Here is a 24,849-nt window from a genome sequence, read left to right as displayed (position 1 = left end):
CTTCGTACGGAATAAAACGAAACCCGGCAAACACCGAAAGCGGCCCCACTCTCCAAATGCATCACCACACGGATCGAGTGTGCAGTCCACGGGATTCCTTGAAAACGTGCGAAGCCAGAGGAAGTTTGTGCCTGCGGAATGACGTGCTTTTCTGCACGTGCGAAGCACTTAACGTTCAGTGAATCCTATCCCCCCTCACTCCTAAGCCTCGCATAATCTCCGCCTCCGCCTCCAACCACTCGCGCCAGCGGTGCATGACCGCATCTTCCGGAAGATATTCTTTCGCCAGGTGCAAAAAGGTCTTATAATGCCCCGCCTCCGAAATCATAAGCTCATGATAAAATTCTGAGAGCTCAGGATCCGGAATATGTTTCCAAAGCACTTTAAACCGCTCGCAACTGCGGGCTTCAATGAGGGCGTTGAGGAGAAGTTTTTCGACCAACTGTTGTTCGCGGCTGCCTCCTTTTTTAACCAGCTTGAAGAGCGCCTCCACATATTCGTCTTTACGCGACGGGCCAAGCGTGTAGCCACGCTTCTTCAACTCGGCCAATACCCGCTCAAAGTGGCTCCACTCCTCGGCAACAATGGGTGCCAGCACCTCCACCAGTTTCTCGCGATCGGGATGCAGGATAATGAGCGAGATGCACGAAGACGCTGCCTTCTGCTCACAGTAAGCATGATCCACCAGGATGTCGCGGATATGTTCCTGCGCGATGTCGATCCACCGCGGGTCGGTGGGCAGTTCAAGTCCCAGCGTAAATTTGTCTTTGCTCTCCACGATTTTTAACGTGATGTTTATGATTTCTCCTCACGGTAAGACGCCGCAGCCTTTAGATTGACTTTGCTCGCTGCCGGACGAGGCGATTACGTCTCCCCTGCTAATGTTCTTTTTAATTTACAACTTTCCCGTGATAAAGATGTTTCAAATCCACCGGTTCTAATCATAGAAAGACCAATCGAATCCAAAATCAAGGATCGGACGTTGACCTGGGTATTGTGGCGTGGCCATATAGCCTTCCTTGGTGAACGCCTGGATCAGGTTGTTATACTTCAGAAAAACGCGACCGCGTTTGATGCGCGCACTAAAGAACAAGTCGATCAGCGGAAAGCTGGGAGATGTGAACGACCGCTGCGTGTAAAACTGCTGGGTAGGCACCCAATAGCTATTGGCCAGGTAATCGGACTGAAAATGGAAATCCACCCCGCCATGCATGTCGAGGTTGCCATTGAAGAAAATGTTTTCGTACGACAGTTGAGAGTTCACAAACACAGCCGGCAATTGTATCGCGTCATCCGCATTCTTGAGGACGCGGGTGTACATGAACTGTGCATCGAAATGAATGTGACGGGCCAGCACCAACGAAACCTTTACTTCGGGCGACACGATAACCTGTCCGTCGGAGGTTTGATAGGGCATGACCTTCTGCACAGTATCACTGGCTTCTGGCACTTCCTTGAAATAGACATAGTTGTTCAGTGTGGTGAATGTTAGCCCGGGTGAGACGGTGAATGTCGGTGTCTTGTAGTGGATATAGCCGTTCACCTGCGTCATGTTCGTACTGTTGAAATTGTTGGTCCAGACGTTGTACATGCCCACATAGGATTGTGTGAGATACGACGGCGAATACTGCATTTGCTTTAACGAAGCCTCAAACCACTTGCTTTTAAGTGTGCCCTCAACGCGGTAGTTGCCATTCTGCTGCACTTCCACCCAGCCTCCCAGTTCACCGATGGAATCCAGCGCCAACGACATCCTTCCGCCAATGTAGCTCTCCGACGCCTTATAATCGTTTTGAATAAATTCGCCCCCCCGGTTTGTGTATGACACGTTCCGCAAGGCGTAATATCCATTGTAGAAAAGCTTTAGCAGGTTGCCCTTGATACCCACCTCATTTCGAAGGGCCTTGAACTTCGCATAGTCGTTGGTAGAGTCGGCGACGATGTTTACAAAACTTCCGTAATAGCCGTCCGGCTCGGAGGCCACAACATCCACAAAATTATTTCCTTGCCGATAGCGGTCGAAGATGTGATACAGTTGCAGGGCCGATCCCACTTTGTATTGATGGTACAAATGGATGTTCATGCGCAGGTCTTCGCTGATGGCCTCGTGCAGGTTGGGCTGCGCGTCGGTGGAGAAGTAGTCGCCGTATTTAAAATTGACACCCGGGGGTTGCAGAACACCGCCGTATTCGTCGGCGTCGTGCTTGGCCCGCTGGAAGTTGAGGAACAGCCGATAGCTGCTGTCCGGTGTTTCATAGGTCGTATAGAGATCGTAGTAGGTGGCCTTGACGTTGCGATCGCCTTTGCTGGCGCGTTGAATCTGTTTGTCGATGAGCAACGCCCGGAAATTGAACCCGATATTCCAATTGGGTTTGATGTTGCGGCTAAAGGTGATCTTCGTCGTGGAGCGCCCCTTGCCACCCAGGTTCACCCGCATGTTGGAGTAAGGCGACTTGGTGTCGAAGTAGCGGATTTTTTCAGCATCCCAATACACATCGTACGAGGTGAACCCCGACGTGGCCCCGATCAGGGTGGGGGGCTTGAAAAAGATCGACTTCATGGACGTGCCGATGTTGCCGAGGTCCTGGTAGAAATAGTGGTTCTGTTGCACATAGGTCCACCGGTGAAAATTACGGATAGCCGTGTCGATGGTGGAAAACACCGTGCGGTTATAGAAGAAGTCCTGCTCGTAGTAATAGCGCGAGGTCTTGGGCCCATAGACCTGCTTGGTCGTGTCGTCGATGATGCGCGACCCCTTGCGACGCGTGGGCTGGTCTTGGGCGGCCGTTTGAAAGACGATGGCGGCCAGAAAAAGCAGGGTGAGTATCGGGCGAAAAAAATGCACGGGCAAAAATAACCGTTGCGATGTGTGGATAGCGGGATTCAGGAATTTTTTTATCTCAGGCACGCTTCAAATGATTTAGCACGATCTCATCAAAATCCTGTCCATTTTTGATGAATTCCACTTCGATGGGCAAATAAAACAACGGAATTTTTTCGATCGCCTCCCGGAAGGCCGGTGATACCAGCTTGACTTTATCCTTTTCGGTCGTCAGAAAACTTGCCTTGGGATGGGCTTTTAATGCACTGGTGAAGTCCTCCAGGTCGGAAGCCCGGTAGGTATGATGGTCTGTGAAATCGAAATGCCTGACCAGGTTAAAGGTTTGTTTTAAATAATGTACGAGGGGTTTTGCATTGGCAATGCCCGTGATGAGAACCACTTCATCGCCAAGTTTCTGAGCCCGCGCCGTGACCGGCATGGGGTTGCCGTAGCGCACATGCGTGAAGAAAACAGGCTTCCCCACATACCGGCGCACGTGCTGGTCGATCTCCATCATCTCATCGTCGGTGATCTCGGGGGGACATTTGGTGACCACCACCACGTCGGCCCGCGCCGCGCCCTGACGTGACTCACGGAGTCGGCCGGCCGGTAACAGCAGGTCGTCATAAAAGGGCCGGTTGTAGTCCGACAGGAGAATGTTCAGCGAGGGCCTCACCTTCCGGTGCTGGTAGGCATCGTCGAGCAGGATGATCTCCGTGTCGGGGTGGTCCTGAAGAATGTTGGGGATGGCCAGTGCACGCTCTTCGCCAACGGCAACCGTGACGCGGTCGCCATATTTTTGATAGAACTGTGTGGGTTCATCACCCAGGGTCCCGGCGTTGTCGGTCGGGCTGGCAATGCGAAAGCCCGTAGTGTTTCGCCCATAGCCACGACTGAGCGTGGCCACCTTATGGTTAGGGGCCAGGAGCCGGATGAGGTACTCGATCAACGGCGTTTTGCCCGTGCCGCCAACGGTGAGGTTGCCCACATTGATGACGGGCAGCTCGAAGGTGACGGAAGGCTTTAGGCCACGGTCATAAAGCCGGTTGCGCAGACCGGTAATAAAGTTGTAGGCCATGGCCATGGGATAAAGCAAAATGCGGAGAAGGATCATGGCACGTCAAACCGATTTTTAGAATTCATCACTGCTTACATATTGACCGGAAGAAGCTATTTTTAACCCCTAACCCATGCCGTCCGAGTGTCGAAATTCATGAACGCAAGTATAAAAATAAAAGATGTAACCATAACGCTCGAAGCCCTGGCACCCCGCGGATACCAGGAAAACTATGACAACGCGGGCCTCCTCACCGGCGATGCTAACGCCGATTGCACCGGCATCCTGGTCACGCTCGACTGCACCGAAGCCGTAGTACACGAAGCCATCCAGCAAGGATGCAACCTCATCGTGGCCCACCACCCCATCGTTTTCAAAGGATTGAAAAAGCTCACCGGCAGCCACTATGTGGAACGGGTGATCATTGCCGCCATCAAGAACGACATCGCCATCTACGCCATCCACACCAACCTCGACAACGTCTTCGACGGGGTGAACCGGAAGATCTGCGAGCGCATTGGCCTGAAAAACCTAAAAATACTGGCCCCCAAGACCGATACCCTGAAAAAGCTGGTCACGTTCATTCCCAAAGAACATGCCGGGACCGTGCTCTCGGCCCTTTATCAGGCCGGCGCCGGCCAGATCGGCAACTACCAGAATTGCAGCTTCCAGGTGCCGGGAACAGGCACTTTTATGCCCGGCGAATCGGCCACACCGCACATCGGGAAGCCGCAGGTGCAGGAAACGGTGGAGGAAATACGGGCGGAGGTGATCTTTCCCGTGCCGCTGGAGGGGGCGGTGATGGCGGCCCTGCGGAAAAACCATCCGTATGAAGAAGTGGCTTATTATTTGAGCGCGCTAACCAATGAGAATCAAGAAGTTGGCTCCGGGATGACCGGGGAGCTGGAAACGCCCATGGAACCTTTGGAATTCCTGAAAGGTTTAAAAGTACGTATGGAAACCCAAGTGATCCGCTACACCGCACTCTCTCGCCCTCTGATAAAAAAAGTGGCCGTTTGCGGGGGATCAGGCAGCTTTCTGCTTTCGAAAGCCATTCAGGCCGGGGCGGACATTTTCATCACTGCCGACTTTAAATACCACGAATTCTTTGATGCCGACGGGAAAATTATCATCGCCGACATCGGGCATTACGAGAGCGAAGCTTTCACCAAAGAACTTTTGCAGGAGGTTTTACGGAAAAAATTTCCTACTTTTGCGATCAATTTTTCAAAGACTGTCACGAATCCAATAAGCTACCTATAAAGAATGGAAAATCAATCAGTTGCACAGAAGCTCGAAGCGCTTGTTAAACTCCAATTCATTGACACAAAGCTAGACGAACTTAAAAAGCTCCGGGGCGACCTTCCCGACGAAGTCCAGGATTTGGAGGACGAAATTGAGGGGTACAAGACGCGCCAAACGCGATACGAAACTGATCAGAAGGACATTGAAGAAGGTATCAAAAAATACAAAGAAGGCATCAAGGAAGCGGAAAAGCTGATCAAAAAATACACCGAACAACAGAAAAACGTTAGAAACAACCGCGAATTCGACGCCATCACCAAAGAAATTGAGCTGCAAGAGCTGGAAATCCAGATCTGCGAGAAAAAGATAAAAGAAGGCAAAGACCAGATCGTCGACAAGAAGGAAGAGATCGAAAAGATCAACAACCAGATCAAAGAGCGCGGCGAACACCTCGACAACAAGAAAAAAGAACTGGATGGCATCCTGGCCGAAAGCCACGAAGAAGAGAAAAGACTGTTAGCAGAACGCGAAAAGGCCACCAAGAAAATCGAAGACAAACTCCTCAAATATTACGAACGCCTCCGTACCAGCCTCACCAACGGCCTTGCCGTCGTGCGCGTGGTGCGCGGTGCCGCCGAAGGATGTAACATCGTGATCCCTCCTCAAAAGATCGCCGAGATCCGCGAGAAAAAGAAAATTGTGATCGATGAGCATTCCGGTCGTATCTTAGCGGACGTTGATATGGACTCTCTCGATGAAGGTGACAAGCCCAAAACCGCTAAAGTGGCTACTCCAGCCCCTACCCGTAGAAAAAAAGTTGAATAACCTTTTGATACCTTATTATAGAAAGGCAGGCGCTATCGCTTGCCTTTTTTTGTGCTACGCCACCGCCCTGGCGGCCCCTCCCGAAGAATGGAAGTTCGACGCCATCTCGCAGAAGGCCTACGACCTGGTGCTGAACCTTCAAACGGTGGAGGCCTATGCCATGCTGCCCAACCCCAAGACCCCCCAGGAACACTATGTGCTCGCCCTGGGTGAAGCGCTGGAGTTGCTCATCACCGAAGACGGTGAAAAATACACCGAATACGAAGACCACTTCGAACAACGACTGGAGCGCAAGATCAAACTGAACTCCCCCGACGAGCTGTTGTTGCTGGCCGAGATCCGCATGCAATGGGCCTTTGTCTATTTGAAATACGGTCACGAATTCGATGCCGGCCTCAACCTGCGCCAGGCTTTCCTCACGGCGAAGGAGTTAAAAAAACGCTTCCCCGAATACCAGGCCATCAAGAAGACGGCGGGCATGCTCGAGGTGATCATCGGGTCGGTACCCGAACAATACAACTGGGTGCTGAGTCTGCTCAGCATGGACGGTTCTATTGGCGACGGCATGGCCGAGTTGGAGTCCTTCACCAAGGCGGGTCATCCGCTGAGCTTTGAGGCCGGCATGATCTCGGCACTCGCGAAGGGCTTGTTGTTGCAGCAAACCGACAGTGCCGTAACCGAGGCACGCCAGTTATTGGCCGATCATCCGGGCAACCGGCTAGCGCTGTTCCTGGGTGGAGCCTTGGCAATAAAAAATTCACAAAGCGAAGAGGCCTTGTTCCTGCTGAACACACTGAGCACGAAACACTCGGGGTTGCCTATCTATTACGCTGAATATCTGAAAGGTGAGATCTACCTGCATAAGGCAGAATACATGGAGGCCATGGCTTCTTATCGCTGGTTTATCAACCACTACAAGGGGCAGAACTTTATCAAGGACGCTTATTATAAAGTGGGGTTATGCTACTATCTGAACGGCAGCAACAACGACGCCCTGGAGGTCTTCAAGCAAGCCCGGACGCTGGGCAAAGAAGCCAGTGAAGCGGACAAATACGCCGCCCGCAGCCTGGCCGACGATGAGCTTCCCCACATGCAACTCACCAAAGCCCGCTACGCCACCGACGGCGGCTACTACGACAACGCCCGCAAGATCCTGGAAGCCATCACACCGGCTCAGGTTCCCAGCAAACGCGACCAGGTAGAGTTGATCTATCGCAAAGCGCGCTTGGAGCACAAGACCAACCATCTTCCTCAAGCCAGGGAATTGTACAAAGAGACCATCAAACAAAACGGCCAGGAGCCCTGGTACTATGCACCCAACGCCTGCCTACAATTGGGCTATCTCGCTTGGGCCGACAAGGACCTGGAAAGCGCAAAGACCTTTTTTACACTCGCGCTCTCGTACAAGAAGCACGAATACAAAAACAGTATCGACAGCAAAGCAAAGTCTGCTCTCGCGCAATTAAAACGCGGCAGTGGGATTGGGTTGGTTGATCAACGCAGGTGAGCCGTATCGTTGTACAACTCGACCGTAAAGAACGAACCACTGTAATGCAATAGGTAGAGCCCGAGGTTCTCGTGCTCAAACATATCCATCGATTTCAGGGGATAGTTCAGGATGATGCACATCAGGATGCGGATGGCCCGGCCGTGCATGCAGATGAGCACCGTCTTTTCGTCGGTTTGGCGCATGATGTGATCCAGTACGGGCTTCATGCGCCTGACCACTTCGTCGGGACTCTCACCGCCTTCAATGCGCAGCGTGGTATCGCCCAGTTGCCATTGTTTGAGCATGTAGTGATAATATTGGTCTTCTTCGGGGGTGATGGGAAAGCCCTCCTTAGTGCCCCAACTGATCTCGTTCAGACCCGCAAACGACTCTACGGGTAAACCCAGATCGATGAAGGATTGCACCGACTCGCGGGTGCGTTTCAGGGCAGACGTATAGACCTTGTCGAAGGGGATATCCTTGTATTTTTGGAAGAAAGCATGCGCCTGGGCGCGGCCGCGGTCGTTTAAGCTGCTGTCTACCCCGCTGCCCTGGACGATGTTCTGGAGGTTGAAATCCGTCTGGCCGTGGCGGACGAGGTAAATTTTTTTGCTGCTCAATTTTGCGTTATTTTGGGCGCAAAAATAAAGAAATAGTCCACCTTCGGACCCTTCGTTCATGGGAATTTTCAAAACTACCACCACCGTCGATGCCTTGAACAAATGGTCGGCCAACACCCTGGCCGAGCAACTGGGCATTTCCTTCACCGTGATTGGCGAAGACTACCTGGAGGCCACCATGCCCGTAGACCGCCGTACGCACCAGCCGTTGGGTTTGTTGCACGGGGGTGCCTCCGTGGCCCTGGCGGAAACCATGGGCAGCGTGGCCGCAACTTTGTGCGTGGATGGAACAAAACAGTACTGCGTGGGGTTAGAAATCAATGCCAACCACATCAAGAGCGCGCGCGAAGGTTTTGTGACCGGGGTGGTGAAGCCCGTTCACGTCGGGCGAAAAACTCAGGTTTGGGAAATCCGTATTAGTAACCAGATCGGTGAACTGGTGTGCATCAGCCGGATCACCATGGCGGTGTTGGACAGACAAAATTGAGGCGAACCGGACTTCGTATGGATACTACCACATCAGTTTCATCACCCAGGATTGTTGAAACTGACTATCTTTCTTTTCTCATCAACTATGCCGTCGACCAGAATTTTTCCGTAGCCGTCTGGCGGCTTCCCAACGACAACACCAAACACCTCATCCTCTCGCGCGAACACGAGCTCCTCAAGCCCGACGCCGCCCTGGAAGAGCTCCCGACGGGGTTTATCTTTGCCCCCTTCGACACGGCTGGCGACCGGATCTTTCTGAAAGCTGATTTTTCATTTTCTTTCACAGACGATACGCTGAAGCCCCCCACCACAACACTGGAAACCGCTTCAGCCACCTGGCTTCAATCGAAGCTCGGGGGAATCAAAAGAGCAAAAGCAAGACACTATGCTCAGGAACATACCGCGGGCAATCCTGAAAAGGATGCCTACATCGCGCTAGTAGCAAAAGGCATTGCCGAGATCGAGCAAGGTGTTTTCGAAAAAGTGGTTCCCTCCCGTAGCAAGTCCGTTGATCTTCCTTTGGATTTTGATGTAGTGACCTCGTTCCTGAAATTGTGCCACGCCAACCCGAACGCGCTCATCTCGTTTGTGAGCTCACCCGAAACGGGAAGCTGGTTGGGAGCAACACCCGAATTGCTAGTGAACGTGGAGGATGGGACCACCTTCAAAACCATTGCCCTGGCCGGCACACAGCCCTATCGTGAGGGCATGAACCTGAAGGCGGTAGCCTGGACCCAGAAAGACATCGAGGAGCAGGCTCTGGTTGAGCGTTATATCATCAGCTGCTTCAAGCGCATCCGCTTGCGCGAATATGACGAGCACGGACCGAAGACGGTGGTGGCCGGCAATGTACTCCACCTCAAGTCAGAGTTCACGGTCGACATGCAGGCTACGGATTTTCTGCAATTGGGCACTATCATGCTGCAGTTGCTCCACCCCACGTCGGCTGTTTGCGGCATGCCGTTGAATCCGGCGGTGGATTTTCTTCGGAAATATGAGGGCTATGACCGGCAATTTTATGCCGGCTTCCTGGGACCGGTAAATTTTAAGAACAACATTCATATTTTTGTCAACCTCCGTTGCGCGCAACTGATGGAAACAAAAGCCATCCTGTATGCCGGTGCCGGGGTCACCATCGATTCTGTGCCGGAGCAGGAATGGGAAGAAACAGAAATAAAAATGAACACGCTCTTAAACGTTATCAGCCCCACGAAGAACGCATGACCCAGCCCCGCCAGCAGCCCCTCTACGACATTGCCGAGCTTTGCGCGAAAAAGCGTTTGACGCAGGCGATCCTGTGCCCGGGTTCCCGCTGTGCACCACTCACCCTGTCGTTTGCACGGCATAAGAAAATTCAGACGCGGACGATCAGCGATGAACGCAGTGCAGGCTTTATTGCGTTGGGCATTGCACAGCATACCAAACTTCCTACCGTGTTGGTTTGCACGTCGGGAACGGCGGCTTACAATTTTGCTCCCGCTGTCGCGGAAGCTTATTTCAGCGAAACCCCACTCCTGATCTTTACAGCCGATCGTCCCGCAGAATGGATCGCGCAACAAGATGGGCAGACCATTCATCAACCTGGTATTTATGGGCAGCATGTGAAGAAAACCTTTCAGCTTCCCCAGGAATACGAGCACGCCGATAGCCAGTGGGCCATCAACCGGATCGTGAACGAAGCCATCAATCTTTCTTTGCAGGAGCCACAAGGTCCGGTGCACATCAACGCGCCGTTTCGCGAGCCCCTGTATCCTCAAAAAGATGAAGTCATAGGGTTTAGCGAGAACGTGCGGGTGATCGAGGATTTCGCACCTGCCTTTGGCTTGACGGAAGAACAAAAAAGAACTTTATCAGCCGCATGGCCCACCTTCAATAACGTATTGATCGTGGCCGGGCAACAACACGACGATACCAATGGCGTGAGTTCACTGGCGAATTTCTTTCACACGCATAACATCCCCATCGTGGGCGATATCATCTCCAATGTTCACGCGATCGAAAAGGTGGTGCGGCATGCCGATGTGTTTCTTGGACAGGCCTCGGCCGCGGTGAAGAAAACGTTGCAGCCCGATTTGCTGATCACCTTCGGGCAATCGGTGATCTCGAAGAACCTGAAACTCTTTCTTCGCGACTTTGCACCAAAAGCGCACTGGCACATCCAGCCGGCGGGGATCGTGGCCGATTCGTTCAAGAGCATTACGCAAGTATTTCATACCACACCCCCCTCCTTCTTCAATTTCCTCAGCACGCTGCAGTCGACTGATTCTTTCAAACAACAGAAGCAAGAGAACTTCAACAAGTTCTGGGAAGTGGAAGAGCGACGCGCCGTCCGGACGCTGGACGAATTCTTTCCGCAGCAAGAACTGGCCGAACTGGAAGTAGTCCGCGAGGTCATCCACCAACTCCCGCCCGACGCTAACCTGCACCTGGCCAACAGCATGAGCGTGCGTTATGCCAATTTCATTGGCTTGACGGCCGCACAAAAAGACATCCATGTGTTTGCGAACCGTGGCACGAGCGGCATCGACGGATGCACCAGCACGGCCGTGGGCCATGCCCTGGTGAGCGCGCGGCCCAATGTGCTCATCACGGGTGACCTGGCATTCTTTTATGACCGCAATGCCTTCTGGCATAATTATCCATTACCTAACTTGCGCGTCGTGCTGTTGAACAACCACGGCGGCGTGATCTTCAAGATGATCGACGGACCGGGTACGATGCCGGAGTCGGACGAATATTTTATCACGCAACAAAAACTCAATGCCCGCAAACTCTGCGAAGAGTTTGGGTTCGAGCATCTGAAGTTGGACAACAAGCGCAAGGTCAAAAACCTGCTGAAGGATTTCTTTGAACCCGATGGCAAAACCAAAGTGCTGGAACTGGAAAGTGACGGCGTTTTGAACAAGGCCATCTTCGACCATTTGAAACAGAAAATACACAAGAGCTATGAGCTATAAATTTCCCTGGAAGCCCGTTAAGGAATACAAGGATATCCTGTTCCACAAATACGACGGCATCGCCCGCATCAGCATCAACCGCCCGCAGGTTCACAATGCCTTCACACCGCTGACGGTACAAGAAATGATCGACGCCATGCACCTCTGTCGCGAAGACAACGACGTGCGCGTGATCATTCTCACCGGCGAAGGCGGCAAAGCCTTTTGCAGCGGGGGCGATCAGAGCGTGCGCGGCCATGGCGGCTACGTAGGCGAAGACACCACACCCCGCCTCAATGTGCTCGACCTGCAAAAAATGATCCGCTCCATCCCCAAGCCCGTGATCGCTGCTGTGGCCGGATGGGCCATTGGTGGGGGGCACGTGTTGCACGTCGTGTGTGACCTGACCATCGCCGCCGAGAATGCGCGCTTCGGCCAAACCGGCCCCAAAGTGGGCAGCTTCGACGGAGGCTTTGGCGCATCCTACCTGGCCCGCATCGTGGGACAAAAGAAGGCCCGGGAGATCTGGTTTTTGTGCGATCAATACGACGCCCAGGAAGCCATCGACATGGGTCTGGTGAACAAGGTCGTGCCCCTGGAGAAACTGGAAGAAACCTATGTGGAATGGGCCCGCAAGATCATCGCCAAGAGCCCGTTGGCCATCCGCATGCTGAAGAGCTCATTCAATGCCGAACTGGATGGACAGGCCGGGATACAGGAACTGGCCGGCAACGCCACCTTGCTGTATTACCTCAGCGACGAAGCCAAAGAAGGCAAGAACGCCTTCCTGGAAAAACGCGATCCGGATTGGTCGAAATACCCTAAGTTCCCGTAAACAAAATCCGACACGTCGCGGTATTATTTTTCTATATGGACATCGAGAAAAGAGAAATCTACAGATCCATCGCCGAGCTGGCGTATGTCATCGCCATGGCCGACAAAGGGTTGAGCGCAGAAGAACGTTTTGCGTTTACCAAGATCGCCGAAGAAGAGCTTGACTTTGAATCGTGGGCAGCCCAAAGGCGCTTCGAGTTGCTGGATGAGGTGATCCAGCCTTCGATCGAGAAAGCTTACAAAGACGCGCTCCATGATCTGAGAAAACACAAAGATCATTTCACTCCGGAGATGAAAGAAACCGCCATCCGCGTGATGCACAAAGTGGCCAAGGCCTGTAGCGGCTTTAGTCCCAAGGAGGCGACCATCATCGACCGGTTCAAGAAAGACCTGGAAACGCTATAAGCACCTAAGCGGAAGTCATCATGAGCCCCTACCCCTTCGATACATTACTGGTGAATGCGAGGGTGGTGAGCCTGAACGATGTGTTGCAGCAGCACGCGGCATTCCGCGACGCCTTTGAAGAATCGTTGTTCTCATTTATCCGTGAATGGCATTCTGGAGCGGAACAATTTTCACAACACACCAGCGGTTCTACCGGAATGCCAAAAAACATTTCCGTGACCCGCGCACAAATGACTACCAGCGCGCGCCTCACGGCCGAAGCGCTGGGCTTAAAGACTGGCGACACGGCGCTGCTCTGTTTGAGTCCTGACTTTATAGCAGGCAAAATGATGGTGGTGCGTTGTTTGGTTACTGGCATGAAAATGATTGCCATCACCCCGTCGGCAAACCCGCTTGAACAGCTTGGTCCTGAAACGATCGACTTCACGGCCATGGTCCCCTACCAGGTCCACGATATTTTACGTTCATCCCATCCAGAAAAACTCCAACAATTAGGCTCGCTCCTCATCGGCGGCGCAGCCCTGGACGACGAAAGCCTGGCCATGCTCCAGCCGTTTCGTTGCCGGTGCTATGCCACCTATGGCATGACGGAAACCGTGTCGCACATTGCCCTCAAAAAATTGAACGGCCCCGACGCCACCGACGATTACAAGACCCTGCCCGGCATTGTCATCTCGCAGGACGAGCGGGAATGCCTGGTCATCGGGGCGCCCCATTTCGACGGCAAGATCGTGACCAACGACGTGGTGCAGATCAAGGATGCGCATACCTTTACCTGGCTCGGCCGCTGGGACAACATCATCAACACGGGGGGCATGAAAGTGATGCCGGAGGACCTCGAGACGGAGATCGGGAAGGTGTTCCGGGCCCAAAAAATTAACAATCGCTTCTTCGTTGGCAGCCTTCCGGATAGTAAATTGGGGAGCCGGGTCATCCTGATCGTGGAAGGCCATGTGCCGGCGCCATTACGCGAGACGCTCATGGCCCGTTTGCGGGGGCAACTGCCAGGCTATAAAACGCCGAAAGAGATCTTTGTGGTGCCGCGTTTTCAATATACCGGGAGCGATAAGATCAATCGAAAAGAAACCCTGAAAGGGATCGCCGGATTGTAACGATCGCGGTGCTATCTTAGCAATCAACCCAAACCAACCAAAACCGTGTCCGAAATCATCAACTCCGAAATCATCAATGCCTCCGCCGCCGACATTGTCACTATTCAGGACATTGCCGAAAAGACATGGTGGCCTACTTACTCCCCCATCCTCACGGATGTGCAGATCCGCTACATGCTCGATGCCATCTATTCCACCGAGACCCTGCTGAATGTGATCCAGGGGGGTTCGCAGCATTTCATCTTGATTAAGGATGAGGCTGGCGTGCAGGGGTTTGCCTCCTATGGCCCCCGCCCCGACGAGCGCAACGTCTACAAACTCCACAAGATCTATGTGCTGCCCGACAACCATGGAAAGGGCTATGGCGCCCAATTGGTCGCGGAGGTCAAAAGAAGACTCAAGATGCAGGGGATCCACACCCTGGACCTGAACGTGAACCGCCACAACAAAGCCCGGGAGTTTTATGAAAAGATGGGCTTTACGGTGATCCAGGAAGAAGACGTTCCCATTGGCCCCTATTGGATGAACGACTACGTGATGCGCCTCACTTTTTAGTGACCGGGCCAACAATATGAGCAACCGCCGGTTTGTACAGAATAGGTATTGCAGAAACCCTTTGTGAAGTGTTAATTGCCATTTATAAACTGACGGAATAGTGCTTTGGTATCGTGAATTTGGAGTTACGGAATTGATCTTCATCACGGCGTTTGCCGTGTTGTACATTCTGTATTTTATCCGCATCATCCGCATCGCCACCCGGTTGAAGAGCTCCTACAGCCATGTATTCATCAAACTGTTTTTCAGGACGCTTTACTTCGCCCTGTTCATCGTGGCTTTGCTGGGACCTTCATTTGGCGGATCAAAGAAAGAAGTGAAGTCGGTCGGCAAGGACATCATGATCTGCGTGGACCTGTCGAAGTCCATGGACGCGTTCGACATCCAGCCCACGCGGTTGGAGAAAGTGAAGTATGAGATGAAGAAACTCGTGGCCGCCTTCAACTCGGACCGCATCGGGGTCATTATTTTTTCTTCGGAGGCTTTTATGCAGTGTCCCCTCACCTACGATCAGAACGCGCTCAACCTTTTTATCGAGACCATGAACAGCGGGCTCGTCCCCGGCTCGGGCACCGACTTCGGCCCGCCCCTTCGGCTGGCCCTGAAAAAGCTGGAAGAGAACGACACCGCACCCAATGAACAGGCGAAGTCCAAGGTGATCATCCTCATCAGCGACGGCGAGGATTTTGGAGAAGACACCGATGACGTGGTGAACGAAATTGAAAAGCGCGACATCAAGCTTTTCACGCTCGGTGTGGGCACGGAAAAAGGTGGGAATATTTATGCCGGCAACACGTTAAAAACAAACCGCAACGGCCTGATCGTCGTGACCAAACTAAACCCAAAAGAACTGGTGAACCTGGCCGATAAGACCGGGGGACAATATTTCGAGATCAACGACTCGAAGAACGACGTCACCCGCCTCATCAACACCATCGGCAAGATCGAAGGCGAACTCCGCGATGCGCGCTTTATTGACGTGACGGCCAACAAGTATTTTTACTTCCTGGCGTTTGCGGCCTTGCTCTTTTTACTGGATGTTCTCATTAACGTACCGACCGTGAAAATATGAAGTACCTGCTGGCTGCCCTTCTTGCTGCATGGCTCATCGATCCGGGAAAGATCGCACGCGAAAATCGTGCGAAGTCGGAAGCGCGCGAGGCCTACACGTCGGGCGATTATAAAAAGGCCCTGGAAAAATACAGGTACCTGGCCGATTCCCTGGGCGTGCGCGAAGACGAAGTGTTGTTGAACCTGGGCCACACCTATTTCCAAATCAACGACACCACCAATGCCTTGTCCACCTACCAATCGCTGATAGGCAGCATGAACGTGACGGTGCGCTCCAAGGCCAACCAACAACTGGGGATCCTACACCACCGCCAGGGCAAATTTGAAGTCGCGCTGGCCGATTTCAAGGCCGCCGTGAAAGCCGACGCCGCCAACATCGACGCCCGCTACAACTACGAGATGCTGAAGCGCAAACTGGACGAAAAGAAGAAGGAAGACGAGAAAAAGAACCCCAAAAACAAGCCCCCGGAACCTTCTGCCTATGCAAAGAAGTTAAAAGCACAGGCGGATGCCCTCGTGGCCCAATTCCGCTTTGGGGAGGCCAATATGCTCATGACCGAAGGGGCCAAAAAAGACCCTACCGTCATGCATTACCAGGATTTTATGACACGCCTGCAAGACGTGACCACCATAAACAAACCGAAATGAAAACAACGCTCTGTACGCTATTTTTCCTCGTTTGCGTGGCCATAACCGGCTTTTCGCAGGGCGCCCAGACGTATTTCAACACCTCGGCCAACCTCTATGTGAACGGAAAGAACCCGGAAGCCCTGGCCTCCGTGACCGCCGGCCTGAAAAAATATCCCTCCGACGAGAAGCTGAAGGCCCTCTACGACAAGCTGAACCAGGAAAAGAAAGACCAGGAGAAAAAGGATCAGCAACAGAAAAAAGACCAGCAGAACAAAGACAAGCAGGACCAGGAGAAAAAGGATAAGGAAAAGCAGGAACAGGACCAGCAGAAAAAAGATCAAAAGGACCAGAAAGACCAGGACCAAAAAGACCAGGAGCAGAAGGATAAAGAGCAGAAAGAAAAAGAACAAAAAGAAAAGGAAGGCAAAGAAAAGAAGGATCAACAGGACGAGCAGCAACAAAACGAAGACAAGAACAAAACCAAACCTGAAAAGTCACCCCAACTTGACGAGAAACTTCGCGACATGAAGATCAGCGAAGAAAAAGCCAAGATGATCCTCGAAGCCATGAAGAACCAGGAGGTCCAATACCTCCAACAAAACAAACGCAAAGCCACCAAGCCCAAAGACAAAAGCAAACCCGACTGGTAAGGCCTTTGCACTTCTCTGCTTGCCCGCCGAAGCTTCAGCGAAGGCGGGCGGTTTAAACTTTTGAAAAACTACGCCCCATGAAAGAAGTATACATCGTCTCCGCCGTACGCACCCCCATCGGAAGCTTCGGTGGCAGCCTCAGCTCCCTCACCGCGGTTCAACTTGGCGCCATCGCCTTCAAAGCCGCGGTAGCAAAAGCAGGCATCGACCCCAAACTGGTTCAGGAAGTTTTTGTAGGCAACGTCATCGCCTCAGGCCTCGGCCAGGCACCCGCTACGCAAGTGGCCGCCGGCGCCGGACTGGGTTTCGAGATTCCCTGCACCCTGGTGAACAAAGTCTGCGCATCAGGAATGAAGGCCGTTATGCTGGGCGCACAATCCATCATGCTGGGGCAACAAGACGTGGTACTCACAGGCGGCATGGAAAGCATGAGCAACATCCCCTACTACCTCGCCAAGGCACGCACCGGCTACAAATTCGGAAACGGCGAACTGCTGGACGGCCTCACTTACGACGGCCTCACCGACATCTACAACCAGGTGGCCATGGGCGTTTGCGCCGACAATACGGCGAAGGAAATGAACATCTCGCGCCAAGACCAGGATAACTATGCGATCAACTCCTACAAACGTTCCGCTGCTGCGTGGAGTACGGGCAAGTTCAAAGACGAAGTCGTGCCCGTAGAGATCGTTGATCGCAAAGGAAACAAGACGATCTTTGCCGAAGACGAAGAATACAAGAATGTGAACTTCGACAAGATTCCCAGCCTGAAACCCGCCTTCACCAAAGACGGCACAGTGACCGCCGCCAACGCCTCCACGCTGAACGACGGCGCATCGTCCCTCCTGCTGGTGAGCAAAGAGAAAGCGGAGGCCCTGGGCCTGAAACCCATCGCCAAGATCCTGGGCTTTGCCGACGCTGCGCAAGACCCCATGTGGTTCACCACAACACCGACGATTGCCATCCCCAAAGCAATGAAGAACGCCGGTGTGGACAAAAAGGACGTAGGCTACTACGAGATCAACGAAGCCTTCTCGGCCGTGGCTCTTGCCAACAGCCAGAACCTGGGCCTCGACATCGGCAAAGTGAACGTGAACGGCGGCGGCGTCGCGCTGGGACACCCGCTGGGATCGTCAGGGTCGCGCATACTGACCACGCTCATCAACGTGCTGAAGCAAAACAACGCGGGCATCGGCGTTGCCGGCATCTGCAACGGTGGTGGCGGCGCTTCGGCGATTGTGATCGAAAATGTTTGAGTCGTTCCTGAACAACATCGAAAATAGCCTTGCGTTATCTGCAAGGCTATTTATTTTTATAACGTGAAGCATCTGATCGCTATTTTATTCCTTCTCGCTGCCTGCGTCACTGCGCGTGCACAAAAAGAAGTGCGCACCTACTACGACGCCCCCAAACAACACGTGCAGGAGGTTTACTTCGTATCGAAAGACGACCCCGAAAAATACGTCGGCCACTATCAACGCTACTACGAGAACGGCAACATCATGGTGGACGGCACCTTCAACGACGACGGGGACAAAGACGGACTCTTCACCGAATACCACGACAATGGCAAGGTTGCCCGCAAGATCACCTTCGTGAACGGGCTGCGTCACGGCGTGGTACAGATCTATGATGAGGATGGCAAACCGTTCCAAAAAGCCTACTACCAAAACGATATCCTCACCGACAGCATCCAACTCTATTTCGACAACGGCACGGTGAAGCGCGAGACCTTCTTCGTAAAAGGCAAACCCGAGGGAATGGTGCGCGAATATTATCCGAACCACAAAGTAAAAAAGGAGCAGCAATACGAAAAAGGCAAACCCAACGGCATTGCCCGCTCCTTCTATCCCGACGGCAAGATTGAAACCGAAGCCAACTACAAAGACGGTATCCTTACGGGCTTCTATAAAACCTATTACACTAACGGTCAACTGCAAACCGTCTCCACCATGGCGAACGGCACCAAGAATGGCCAATTCAAAAGCTACGACGACCAAGGGCATCTCTTGCTGGACGGCAATTTCCTCAACGCCAAACTTCACGGCAATAACATCGGCTACTTCGCCGACGGCACGGTGCAACACAAATACCAATACAAGGACGGCAAGAAGGTGGGCACCAATTATGACTACTACCCTTCCGGAAAGATCAAGATCAAGGAGCAGGCATCTTCCAGCGGTGTGGATGCTTCCGTTGAAGAGTATGATGAAAATGGAGCTATCCTGTCGGAGAAGAAATTAAAAAATGGCGTGCTAGCAGGGACTAGTGTTTACTACTATCCCGGTGGCAAGCCTGTGAAGTTGAAAGAGACGTTTGAGGCGGGGAAGCTTAGCGGGATCCGATACAGTTATTATCCTTCCGGAAAAATTCAGAAAGAGGAGACTTTCAAAGTGAACTTGCTGGCGGGGCCGGTGAAGACGTATTATGAAACGGGTACGGTAGAATCCACTACGGAGTATAAGAACAACCGGCGTCATGGACCCTTTGTGGCTTATCACAGCAATGGGAAGGTGAAGGAGCAGGGGGAATATATTTCGGATAAGAAGTATAAGGAGTGGAAGACGTTTGATGAAAACGGTGGTCTGTTAAGCAGCGTTGTCTATAAAGCCGGGATACCGGTAAAGAATTAGTACCCCGACCGTTGTATTTGTCCCGGTCTTTTTCGATTATTGTCCTAAGAAATTGTCGTTGATGGTCATTCAAAATATTGTGCGCAATTTTTGAGATATTCTTTAAACAAAGATGAAGACATTGCTGTCTTTTCGTTAGCTGAAATTTATAATCAAACACTGCTCATGTTCGGCATGTTTCTATATCCGGATTCCCCCCCAGACCACGTTAAACCAATAAAGTCACATATGCATAACACTAAAACAATTTTGATCATCGCCATTCTATGTTCCGTTGTCGCGGTAAATTCATTCGCGCAGAGTTGGGTAAACGACAATTTGTTGTTCAATACCGCCGATAGAGGCATTCAATTTTATGGTGGTGGTGAAAAGATCATCGGCACGGCCGCCTGGGGTATTCAATTTCAAACATCGAACTCCACGCCCCGCATGACGTTGTTGAACAACGGTTATTTGGGAATAGGGACCGTAACGCCCGCAGAGAAACTCACGCTTAGCGGCGGGAAATTCCGGATCGAAGATCCCGGCAATGCGTATAGCAACTACCTGTACTCCTTTGCCGCGATCTCGAACTATCGAAGCGGCCTGGTGATGGAATCGAATGCATCGGTTAATTTCGGATTGACAGGTCCCGACAATGTCGCCTCCGTGTTCCGTTGGCTCTCCATCAATAATGCGACCATTGACTACTCGACCAACAACAACGAACTCATGCGCCTGCAGAAGGATGGGAAGCTGGGTTTAGGTGTTGCCCCCACGGCAACGCTGCACGTATTCGTTCCCGGATCGTCGAGTGTAGTAAACGGAATGAACCTTGACGTACAGAGTTTTGGAAACACTGCCAACGCATTCGCCAGCCACTATTTCAGAATACGCGACATCGGCGGAAATTCCACTGCATTCATTGTGAAAGGTTCCGGCTACGTGGGCATCAACACTGCCAATCCCGATGCGTACCTCACCGTAAAAGGTGACATTCATGCCAAAGAGGTAAGAGTGGACATGTCCGTTCCTGGTCCCGACTATGTTTTCGAGAAGGACTACAAACTCTTGCCGCTTTCCGAGCTGAGCCTTTTTTTAGCAAAGAACAAGCATTTACCTGAAGTTCCGTCCGCAACGGAAATGGAAAAAGATGGCATCAATGTCGGCGACATGAATATGACCTTGTTGAAGAAAGTCGAAGAACTTACGCTATACGTCATCCAACAGCAAGAGGAAATGAAAAAGATGATGACGGAGATGGAATTGCAGAAGCAAGAAATTCAAAAACTTAAATCAAATCGCTAACAACCGTTTCTAAAAGGAAGACGGGAGGTTACGCGCTCAATCGTGCAAGGGTTCGATTCGGTGGAATTCGTGGTATGAACACATCAAATTCCACCGAATCGTTGGCCTTGAGCATTCGTTTCAACATGAGGCTTGGATTCACCCGATTTACATCAATTGAGCGCGATTTACTGGAATCTCCCCCGTCTGCCAGGCGAGCTAAATTCGGCATGTTGCTTTATCGGCTACACAGAATTGTATTCAGATCGTCGTTGCAATTTCCCTGTTCAGGGAGCAGTGTATGTTGATCTATCTTACCATCGATCGCGGCATAGCCATACTGAAGCAATCTCAAATCGGCACCACTAAAATCAGATTTTCTAATAAAATTGAAATACAACTCGGCGCTATCAAACCTGGCCCCGCGAAAATTGAAGTCATACAAAGAATCATAACCCAGACTCTGCTCTGACCTACCCTTCAGCAACGTTATCAGCACTTTCTTGCTCAGATCCATACATTCTGCGTTCCGGGTTTGCTGGACACGATCGAGATCAAATACATTATAACCAACTTTTCCGTCACAACTCTGGCACTTGCCCGTGGTCGAGTTATAATTGAATTGATCCTGCGCACCGTCAGAGCAGGAGTGGTCATCGTTGCAGGACAAACAGACGACAAGAAGTCCCAGGTATAAAAAAACTGATTCAAGATTCCTCATAGTCCTTTGTGCGTTGATAGCCATTAATCTCCTTAACAAAAATCATTTAAGCCTAAGATACTGATGTGTTGTCTGAAAAAGGATTTCAGCACGCGTGGGATCAATGCTTGCCACGATCCGTGCTATCATCTTTTGGAAGCCCAAAAGTATCCAGATGCTTTTGGGCTATTTTAGCCTTTTCGATGGCATGAGGGTCGTTTTCAATATTCCAAACCCAGTCAGGAACGATCTCATTCTTGATGCTTCTTTCCCGATTCTTTCCTGATTTGACGGTGCCCATATCTAACGAATCTACTAAATAAAGTTAAATCATTTTCTGGAATGCAACAAAAAGCCCTCGTATCTCTGGTTCTCACGAAACACCTCCCACTCTATTCCCACTAATCCATAAACATCATATTGCAACCGAATTTGCTCTTGATATTTCGAAATAGCAATCTGATACAATCTATTCGTGATTGGGAGTTCCCACGAATTTGAATATAGGCGCCTGGATATTCTTCACAAACCAAGGCTGTGGTTTTGACAACAGTTTTAAAAATTCTGTCCTTGTCGGCATTCCCAGATGCCTTATCTTCTCTGATTTGCCTTGTTTCCGAATCAACGTCGCCTAATGACAGATTAAATACAACATGACGATCTGTCTCCAGACGCGTGTATCGGATAACTTTATGGATCACACCGCGTGGACCCAGGCTATAAAATGAGTAGGCCAAGTGATTGTCGCTTACCACGAATGAATAATGTGGCAAATCCATGGGCTATAAATTTAAACCAACGGCATCCTTATGGGCTGGGTAAATCCCACCTATCACAAGAATAACATAGACCACTGAAAAAATTTTGCAGTCAGGAAATAACCTCTCACACCGGATCCACATCCACAATCACCCTCGTATTCCGATGCTCTTTCTCCTTCAACAACTGCTGTATACATTGCATCAACGCCTGCTTCAACGCCCCCAACTCACTGCTGCCCCGCGGGATCTTCACCAAAATACTCATCAAAAACTGATTCCTTATTTTCGAAACCATCGGCTCACCCGGCCCCAACAACTTCGTTCCCGGCATAGCACTCCGAAACAACTTAAACAACGCATCCGCTCCCTCCCGGCATACTTTCTTATCCACGTGCTTGATCGTAACATCAATCAACCGGCTAAACGGCGGATAGCTGTGCTGGCGACGATCTTCCAACTGGTCGCCATAAAACTTCTCCATGCTATGATTCAAGATCGTCACCAACAACGGGTGATCGGGACTACTGGTCTGTATCACCACCGTACCTGGCACCTCCCGCCTGCCTGCACGGCCACTCACCTGCGTGATGAGTTGATAGGCGCGTTCATAACTTCTAAAGTCAGGAAAGTGGATCATGCGATCCGCGTTGAAGATCCCCACCAAACTCACGTGATCAAAGTCGAGTCCCTTCGTCACCATTTGGGTGCCGACGAGGATATCGGTTTCTCCTCTTTCAAAATGATCGAGAATGGATTCGTAGCCTGATTTAGATCGGGTAGTATCCAGGTCCATACGCTGAATGCGGGCGTCAGGGAAATGAAGCATGAGCTCCTCCTCTAATTTCTCCGTACCATACCCCACCGTCTTCAATCGAGTCGACGAACACGTGGGACAGTTCTGCGGCAAGGCTTCGCGATAGCCACAATAATGACACACCAACGCGTGACGATATTGATGATAGGTAAGACTCACCGCGCAATTCACGCACTTGGGTACCCAACCACAGTCCTCACAATTCACCATCGGCGAATAGCCTCGGCGATTTTGAAACACGATGACCTGTTCCTTTTTCGAGAGCGCGTCACCGATGCTCTTCAACAACAATCCGGAGAACTCCCCCTTTACAGTTTTCTGTTTCCGCTCGCGGCCCATGTCGGCCAACACGAGTGTGGGCAGGCGGGCTTCTCCAAAGCGTTTGTCCAGTTTCACAAAACCATATTTGCCTTGCAGCGCCTGGTAATACGTTTCCACGGCCGGGGTAGCCGACCCCAGCAGCACTTTGGCGTGGTGCAGCTGCGCCATCACCACCGCCACATCACGGGCGTGGTAGCGCGGGGCGGGTTCCTGTTGTTTGTAGGAAGCGTCGTGTTCTTCGTCCACAATGATCAGGCCCAGGTTGTCGAACGGAAGGAAGATGGCGGAGCGAACACCCACCACAAATTTGAAACGCCCGTTGAGGATGCCGTTCCAGACTTCCACGCGCTCGTTGTCGCTGAACTTGGAGTGGTACACGCCCATGGTCGTGCCAAAGATCTTTCGCAGCCGCTGCACGATCTGCGTGGTCAACGCAATTTCCGGGAGCAAATAAAGAACCTGCGAGCCGCCTTCGATGGCCTGCTTGATCAGGTTGATATAGATCTCCGTCTTGCCGCTGCCCGTCACACCCTGCAGCAAGGTGGCGCTATGCTCTTTGAAACTGGCCAGGATCGCCTGTTGTGCCTGGTGCTGTTCTTCGCTCAGCTGGATGATGTGCTGGTCCGGCAGCGGCTCCTCTTCAAAGCGCGACACCACTACCTCAAACTCTTCGAACACGCCGTTCTTGATCAGCGTGCGCAACGAAGACTCCGACAACGTATCGTCGCTCATCAACTGCTTATGCGCCAGGCCATGTTTATTTGCTTCGGCATGACTCAGCACCGGCACATCCTGCAGATATTTCAGCACAATGGCTTCCTGCTTTGGCTTCGTACCGATCGTTTCGAACAAACCCTCCAACGCCGACGCTACCGCATAGACATCCGTTAACCGGATGCGCCGCTCCGTCCGGGGTTTATATTTTTCCTTTACTTCTTCATACAAAATAATGGCACCCTTTCCCACTAACGACTTCAGCAAACTGTAGACCGTCTTCACGCCAAGGAACTTGCTGATGGCCGAATACTCCATCGACTCTCCCACCAACCGCTTCAACAACATCCGCTCCTTCTCCGAAAAATCAAAATCCGACTCCTCCAGGTTGAAAGCCGGATTCAGTTGCACCATCGACTCGCTGGAGAGCTTCAGCCCACTGGGAAGCGCCGCGTTCATCACCTCGCCGGTCGTGCAGAGATAGTAGTCGGCCATCCACTGAAAGAGCTTGAACTGCAACTCGGTGACGGACGGGAAGTCGTCGAGCAGTTCAAGAATGTATTTCGCTTCGTATTGTTTCGGTGGCTGATCGGTGACCGACACCACCACACCGGTGAGTATCTTGCGATCACCAAAAGGAACAATCGCGCGTTGCCCCACCATGATCTTGTCATTCAGGGGAAGGGGCACGCGGTAAGTGAACAGCTTAGGCACAGGAATAGGCAACATCAACTCCGCGAAGAGCGTGATGCGTGATTCCGTGCCGGGTTGTTCAAAGAGTTCCACCTATTTATGAGTATTGATCGTGTGAAAAATATTTAACCGTCCGCTAAAGCTTCGGAAGGGCAGGCAAGTCGGACCAAAGGCTTTCGGGCTTGCCCGCCGAAGCTTTAGCGAAGGC

At 51.8% G+C, this 24,849-nt stretch carries 22 protein-coding genes and 1 pseudogene; 16 read left to right on the top strand and 7 right to left on the bottom strand.

Going from position 1 to position 24,849, the window contains the following annotated elements; all coding sequences use genetic code 11:
* Positions 1-175: 175 nt before the first annotated feature.
* From miaE to lpxK, 3 genes are all read right to left on the bottom strand, one after another.
* On the bottom strand, positions 176-778 hold the full coding sequence (gene miaE / locus BUB30_RS26885; RefSeq protein WP_178377211.1) for a MiaE family protein: 603 nt from the start codon (positions 776-778) through the stop codon (positions 176-178).
* A 159-nt stretch (positions 779-937) separates the two neighbouring features.
* Positions 938-2,908 (bottom strand): putative porin, encoded by a 1,971-nt coding sequence (locus BUB30_RS26880; protein WP_073140784.1) that lies wholly within the window; start codon positions 2,906-2,908, stop codon positions 938-940.
* Positions 2,901-3,935 carry a tetraacyldisaccharide 4'-kinase gene (gene lpxK, locus BUB30_RS26875; protein WP_073140782.1) on the bottom strand — a complete coding sequence of 345 codons (1,035 nt, stop codon included), beginning with the start codon at positions 3,933-3,935 and terminating at the stop codon, positions 2,901-2,903. The genes BUB30_RS26880 and lpxK overlap by 8 nt, the downstream gene beginning before the upstream one ends.
* 99 nt (positions 3,936-4,034) lie before the next feature.
* Between lpxK and BUB30_RS26870 the strand changes: the two genes are divergently transcribed.
* The 3 genes from BUB30_RS26870 to BUB30_RS26860 are packed head-to-tail and all read left to right on the top strand — an operon-like array spanning position 4,035 to position 7,455.
* Positions 4,035-5,141 carry a Nif3-like dinuclear metal center hexameric protein gene (locus tag BUB30_RS26870; RefSeq protein WP_073141215.1) on the top strand — a complete coding sequence of 369 codons (1,107 nt, stop codon included), beginning with the start codon at positions 4,035-4,037 and terminating at the stop codon, positions 5,139-5,141.
* A 3-nt stretch (positions 5,142-5,144) separates the two neighbouring features.
* Positions 5,145-5,948, top strand: a complete 804-nt coding sequence (locus BUB30_RS26865; RefSeq protein WP_073140780.1) for a zinc ribbon domain-containing protein — start codon at positions 5,145-5,147, stop codon at positions 5,946-5,948.
* Positions 5,949-5,952: 4 nt separating this feature from the next.
* Positions 5,953-7,455, top strand: coding sequence for a tetratricopeptide repeat protein (locus BUB30_RS26860; RefSeq protein WP_143165097.1), 1,503 nt, complete (start codon positions 5,953-5,955; stop codon positions 7,453-7,455).
* On the opposite strand, the gene BUB30_RS26855 is transcribed toward BUB30_RS26860, so the two are convergent.
* Positions 7,443-8,057, bottom strand: coding sequence for a histidine phosphatase family protein (locus BUB30_RS26855; protein WP_073141212.1), 615 nt, complete (start codon positions 8,055-8,057; stop codon positions 7,443-7,445). The two genes, BUB30_RS26860 and BUB30_RS26855, sit on opposite strands and share 13 nt — an antisense overlap.
* Before the next feature lie 58 nt (positions 8,058-8,115).
* Between BUB30_RS26855 and BUB30_RS26850 the strand changes: the two genes are divergently transcribed.
* The 13 genes from BUB30_RS26850 (at position 8,116) to BUB30_RS26790 (ending at position 20,659) form a co-directional block, all read left to right on the top strand.
* Positions 8,116-8,544 carry a hotdog fold thioesterase gene (locus BUB30_RS26850; RefSeq protein ID WP_073140776.1) on the top strand — a complete coding sequence of 143 codons (429 nt, stop codon included), beginning with the start codon at positions 8,116-8,118 and terminating at the stop codon, positions 8,542-8,544.
* 17 nt (positions 8,545-8,561) lie between these two features.
* Positions 8,562-9,770 carry a chorismate-binding protein gene (locus BUB30_RS26845; protein ID WP_073140775.1) on the top strand — a complete coding sequence of 403 codons (1,209 nt, stop codon included), beginning with the start codon at positions 8,562-8,564 and terminating at the stop codon, positions 9,768-9,770.
* Positions 9,767-11,503 (top strand): 2-succinyl-5-enolpyruvyl-6-hydroxy-3-cyclohexene-1-carboxylic-acid synthase, encoded by a 1,737-nt coding sequence (gene menD, locus BUB30_RS26840; RefSeq protein ID WP_073140773.1) that lies wholly within the window; start codon positions 9,767-9,769, stop codon positions 11,501-11,503. The genes BUB30_RS26845 and menD overlap by 4 nt, the downstream gene beginning before the upstream one ends.
* On the top strand, positions 11,493-12,317 hold the full coding sequence (gene menB / locus BUB30_RS26835) for a 1,4-dihydroxy-2-naphthoyl-CoA synthase (protein WP_073140771.1): 825 nt from the start codon (positions 11,493-11,495) through the stop codon (positions 12,315-12,317). The genes menD and menB overlap by 11 nt, the downstream gene beginning before the upstream one ends.
* A 35-nt stretch (positions 12,318-12,352) precedes the next feature.
* Positions 12,353-12,721 carry a TerB family tellurite resistance protein gene (locus tag BUB30_RS26830; RefSeq protein WP_073140770.1) on the top strand — a complete coding sequence of 123 codons (369 nt, stop codon included), beginning with the start codon at positions 12,353-12,355 and terminating at the stop codon, positions 12,719-12,721.
* Positions 12,722-12,741: 20 nt separating this feature from the next.
* Complete coding sequence (locus BUB30_RS26825) at positions 12,742-13,833, top strand: AMP-binding protein (protein WP_084138423.1); 1,092 nt, start codon at positions 12,742-12,744, stop codon at positions 13,831-13,833.
* 45 nt (positions 13,834-13,878) lie between these two features.
* Positions 13,879-14,388 (top strand): GNAT family N-acetyltransferase, encoded by a 510-nt coding sequence (locus tag BUB30_RS26820; RefSeq protein WP_245804182.1) that lies wholly within the window; start codon positions 13,879-13,881, stop codon positions 14,386-14,388.
* Between the two features lie 100 nt (positions 14,389-14,488).
* On the top strand, positions 14,489-15,460 hold the full coding sequence (locus tag BUB30_RS26815) for a vWA domain-containing protein (protein ID WP_073140768.1): 972 nt from the start codon (positions 14,489-14,491) through the stop codon (positions 15,458-15,460).
* Entirely contained in the window at positions 15,457-16,107 is a 651-nt protein-coding gene (locus BUB30_RS26810) for a tetratricopeptide repeat protein (RefSeq protein ID WP_073140766.1), read from the top strand. The genes BUB30_RS26815 and BUB30_RS26810 overlap by 4 nt, the downstream gene beginning before the upstream one ends.
* Entirely contained in the window at positions 16,104-16,739 is a 636-nt protein-coding gene (locus BUB30_RS26805; protein WP_073140764.1) for a hypothetical protein, read from the top strand. Before BUB30_RS26810 ends, BUB30_RS26805 begins: the two co-directional genes overlap by 4 nt.
* 77 nt (positions 16,740-16,816) lie before the next feature.
* A complete protein-coding gene (locus tag BUB30_RS26800) occupies positions 16,817-17,995 on the top strand; it encodes an acetyl-CoA C-acyltransferase (protein ID WP_073140762.1) in 1,179 nt (392 codons plus the stop codon).
* A 63-nt stretch (positions 17,996-18,058) separates the two neighbouring features.
* Entirely contained in the window at positions 18,059-19,372 is a 1,314-nt protein-coding gene (locus BUB30_RS26795) for a toxin-antitoxin system YwqK family antitoxin (protein ID WP_073140761.1), read from the top strand.
* A 228-nt stretch (positions 19,373-19,600) separates the two neighbouring features.
* Complete coding sequence (locus tag BUB30_RS26790) at positions 19,601-20,659, top strand: hypothetical protein (protein ID WP_073140759.1); 1,059 nt, start codon at positions 19,601-19,603, stop codon at positions 20,657-20,659.
* Between the two features lie 800 nt (positions 20,660-21,459).
* Here BUB30_RS26790 and BUB30_RS26780 read toward each other — a convergent pair.
* The 3 genes and pseudogenes from BUB30_RS26780 to priA all read right to left on the bottom strand — a co-directional run bounded on the left by BUB30_RS26780 (position 21,460) and on the right by priA (position 24,734).
* Positions 21,460-21,639, bottom strand: a complete 180-nt coding sequence (locus tag BUB30_RS26780) for a hypothetical protein (RefSeq protein WP_073140756.1) — start codon at positions 21,637-21,639, stop codon at positions 21,460-21,462.
* 29 nt (positions 21,640-21,668) lie between these two features.
* A pseudogene (locus tag BUB30_RS36015) lies at positions 21,669-22,117 on the bottom strand (DUF6934 family protein).
* A gap of 106 nt (positions 22,118-22,223) precedes the next feature.
* Entirely contained in the window at positions 22,224-24,734 is a 2,511-nt protein-coding gene (gene priA / locus BUB30_RS26770; RefSeq protein ID WP_073140752.1) for a replication restart helicase PriA, read from the bottom strand.
* Between the last annotated feature and the right edge of the window lie 115 nt (positions 24,735-24,849).

The organism is Chryseolinea serpens, from assembly GCF_900129725.1.
GTDB classification, from domain to species: Bacteria; Bacteroidota; Bacteroidia; order Cytophagales; family Cyclobacteriaceae; genus Chryseolinea; species Chryseolinea serpens.
The sequence above is the reverse complement of the archived record's forward strand: the minus strand, read 5'-3'. Positions and strand labels throughout refer to the sequence as shown.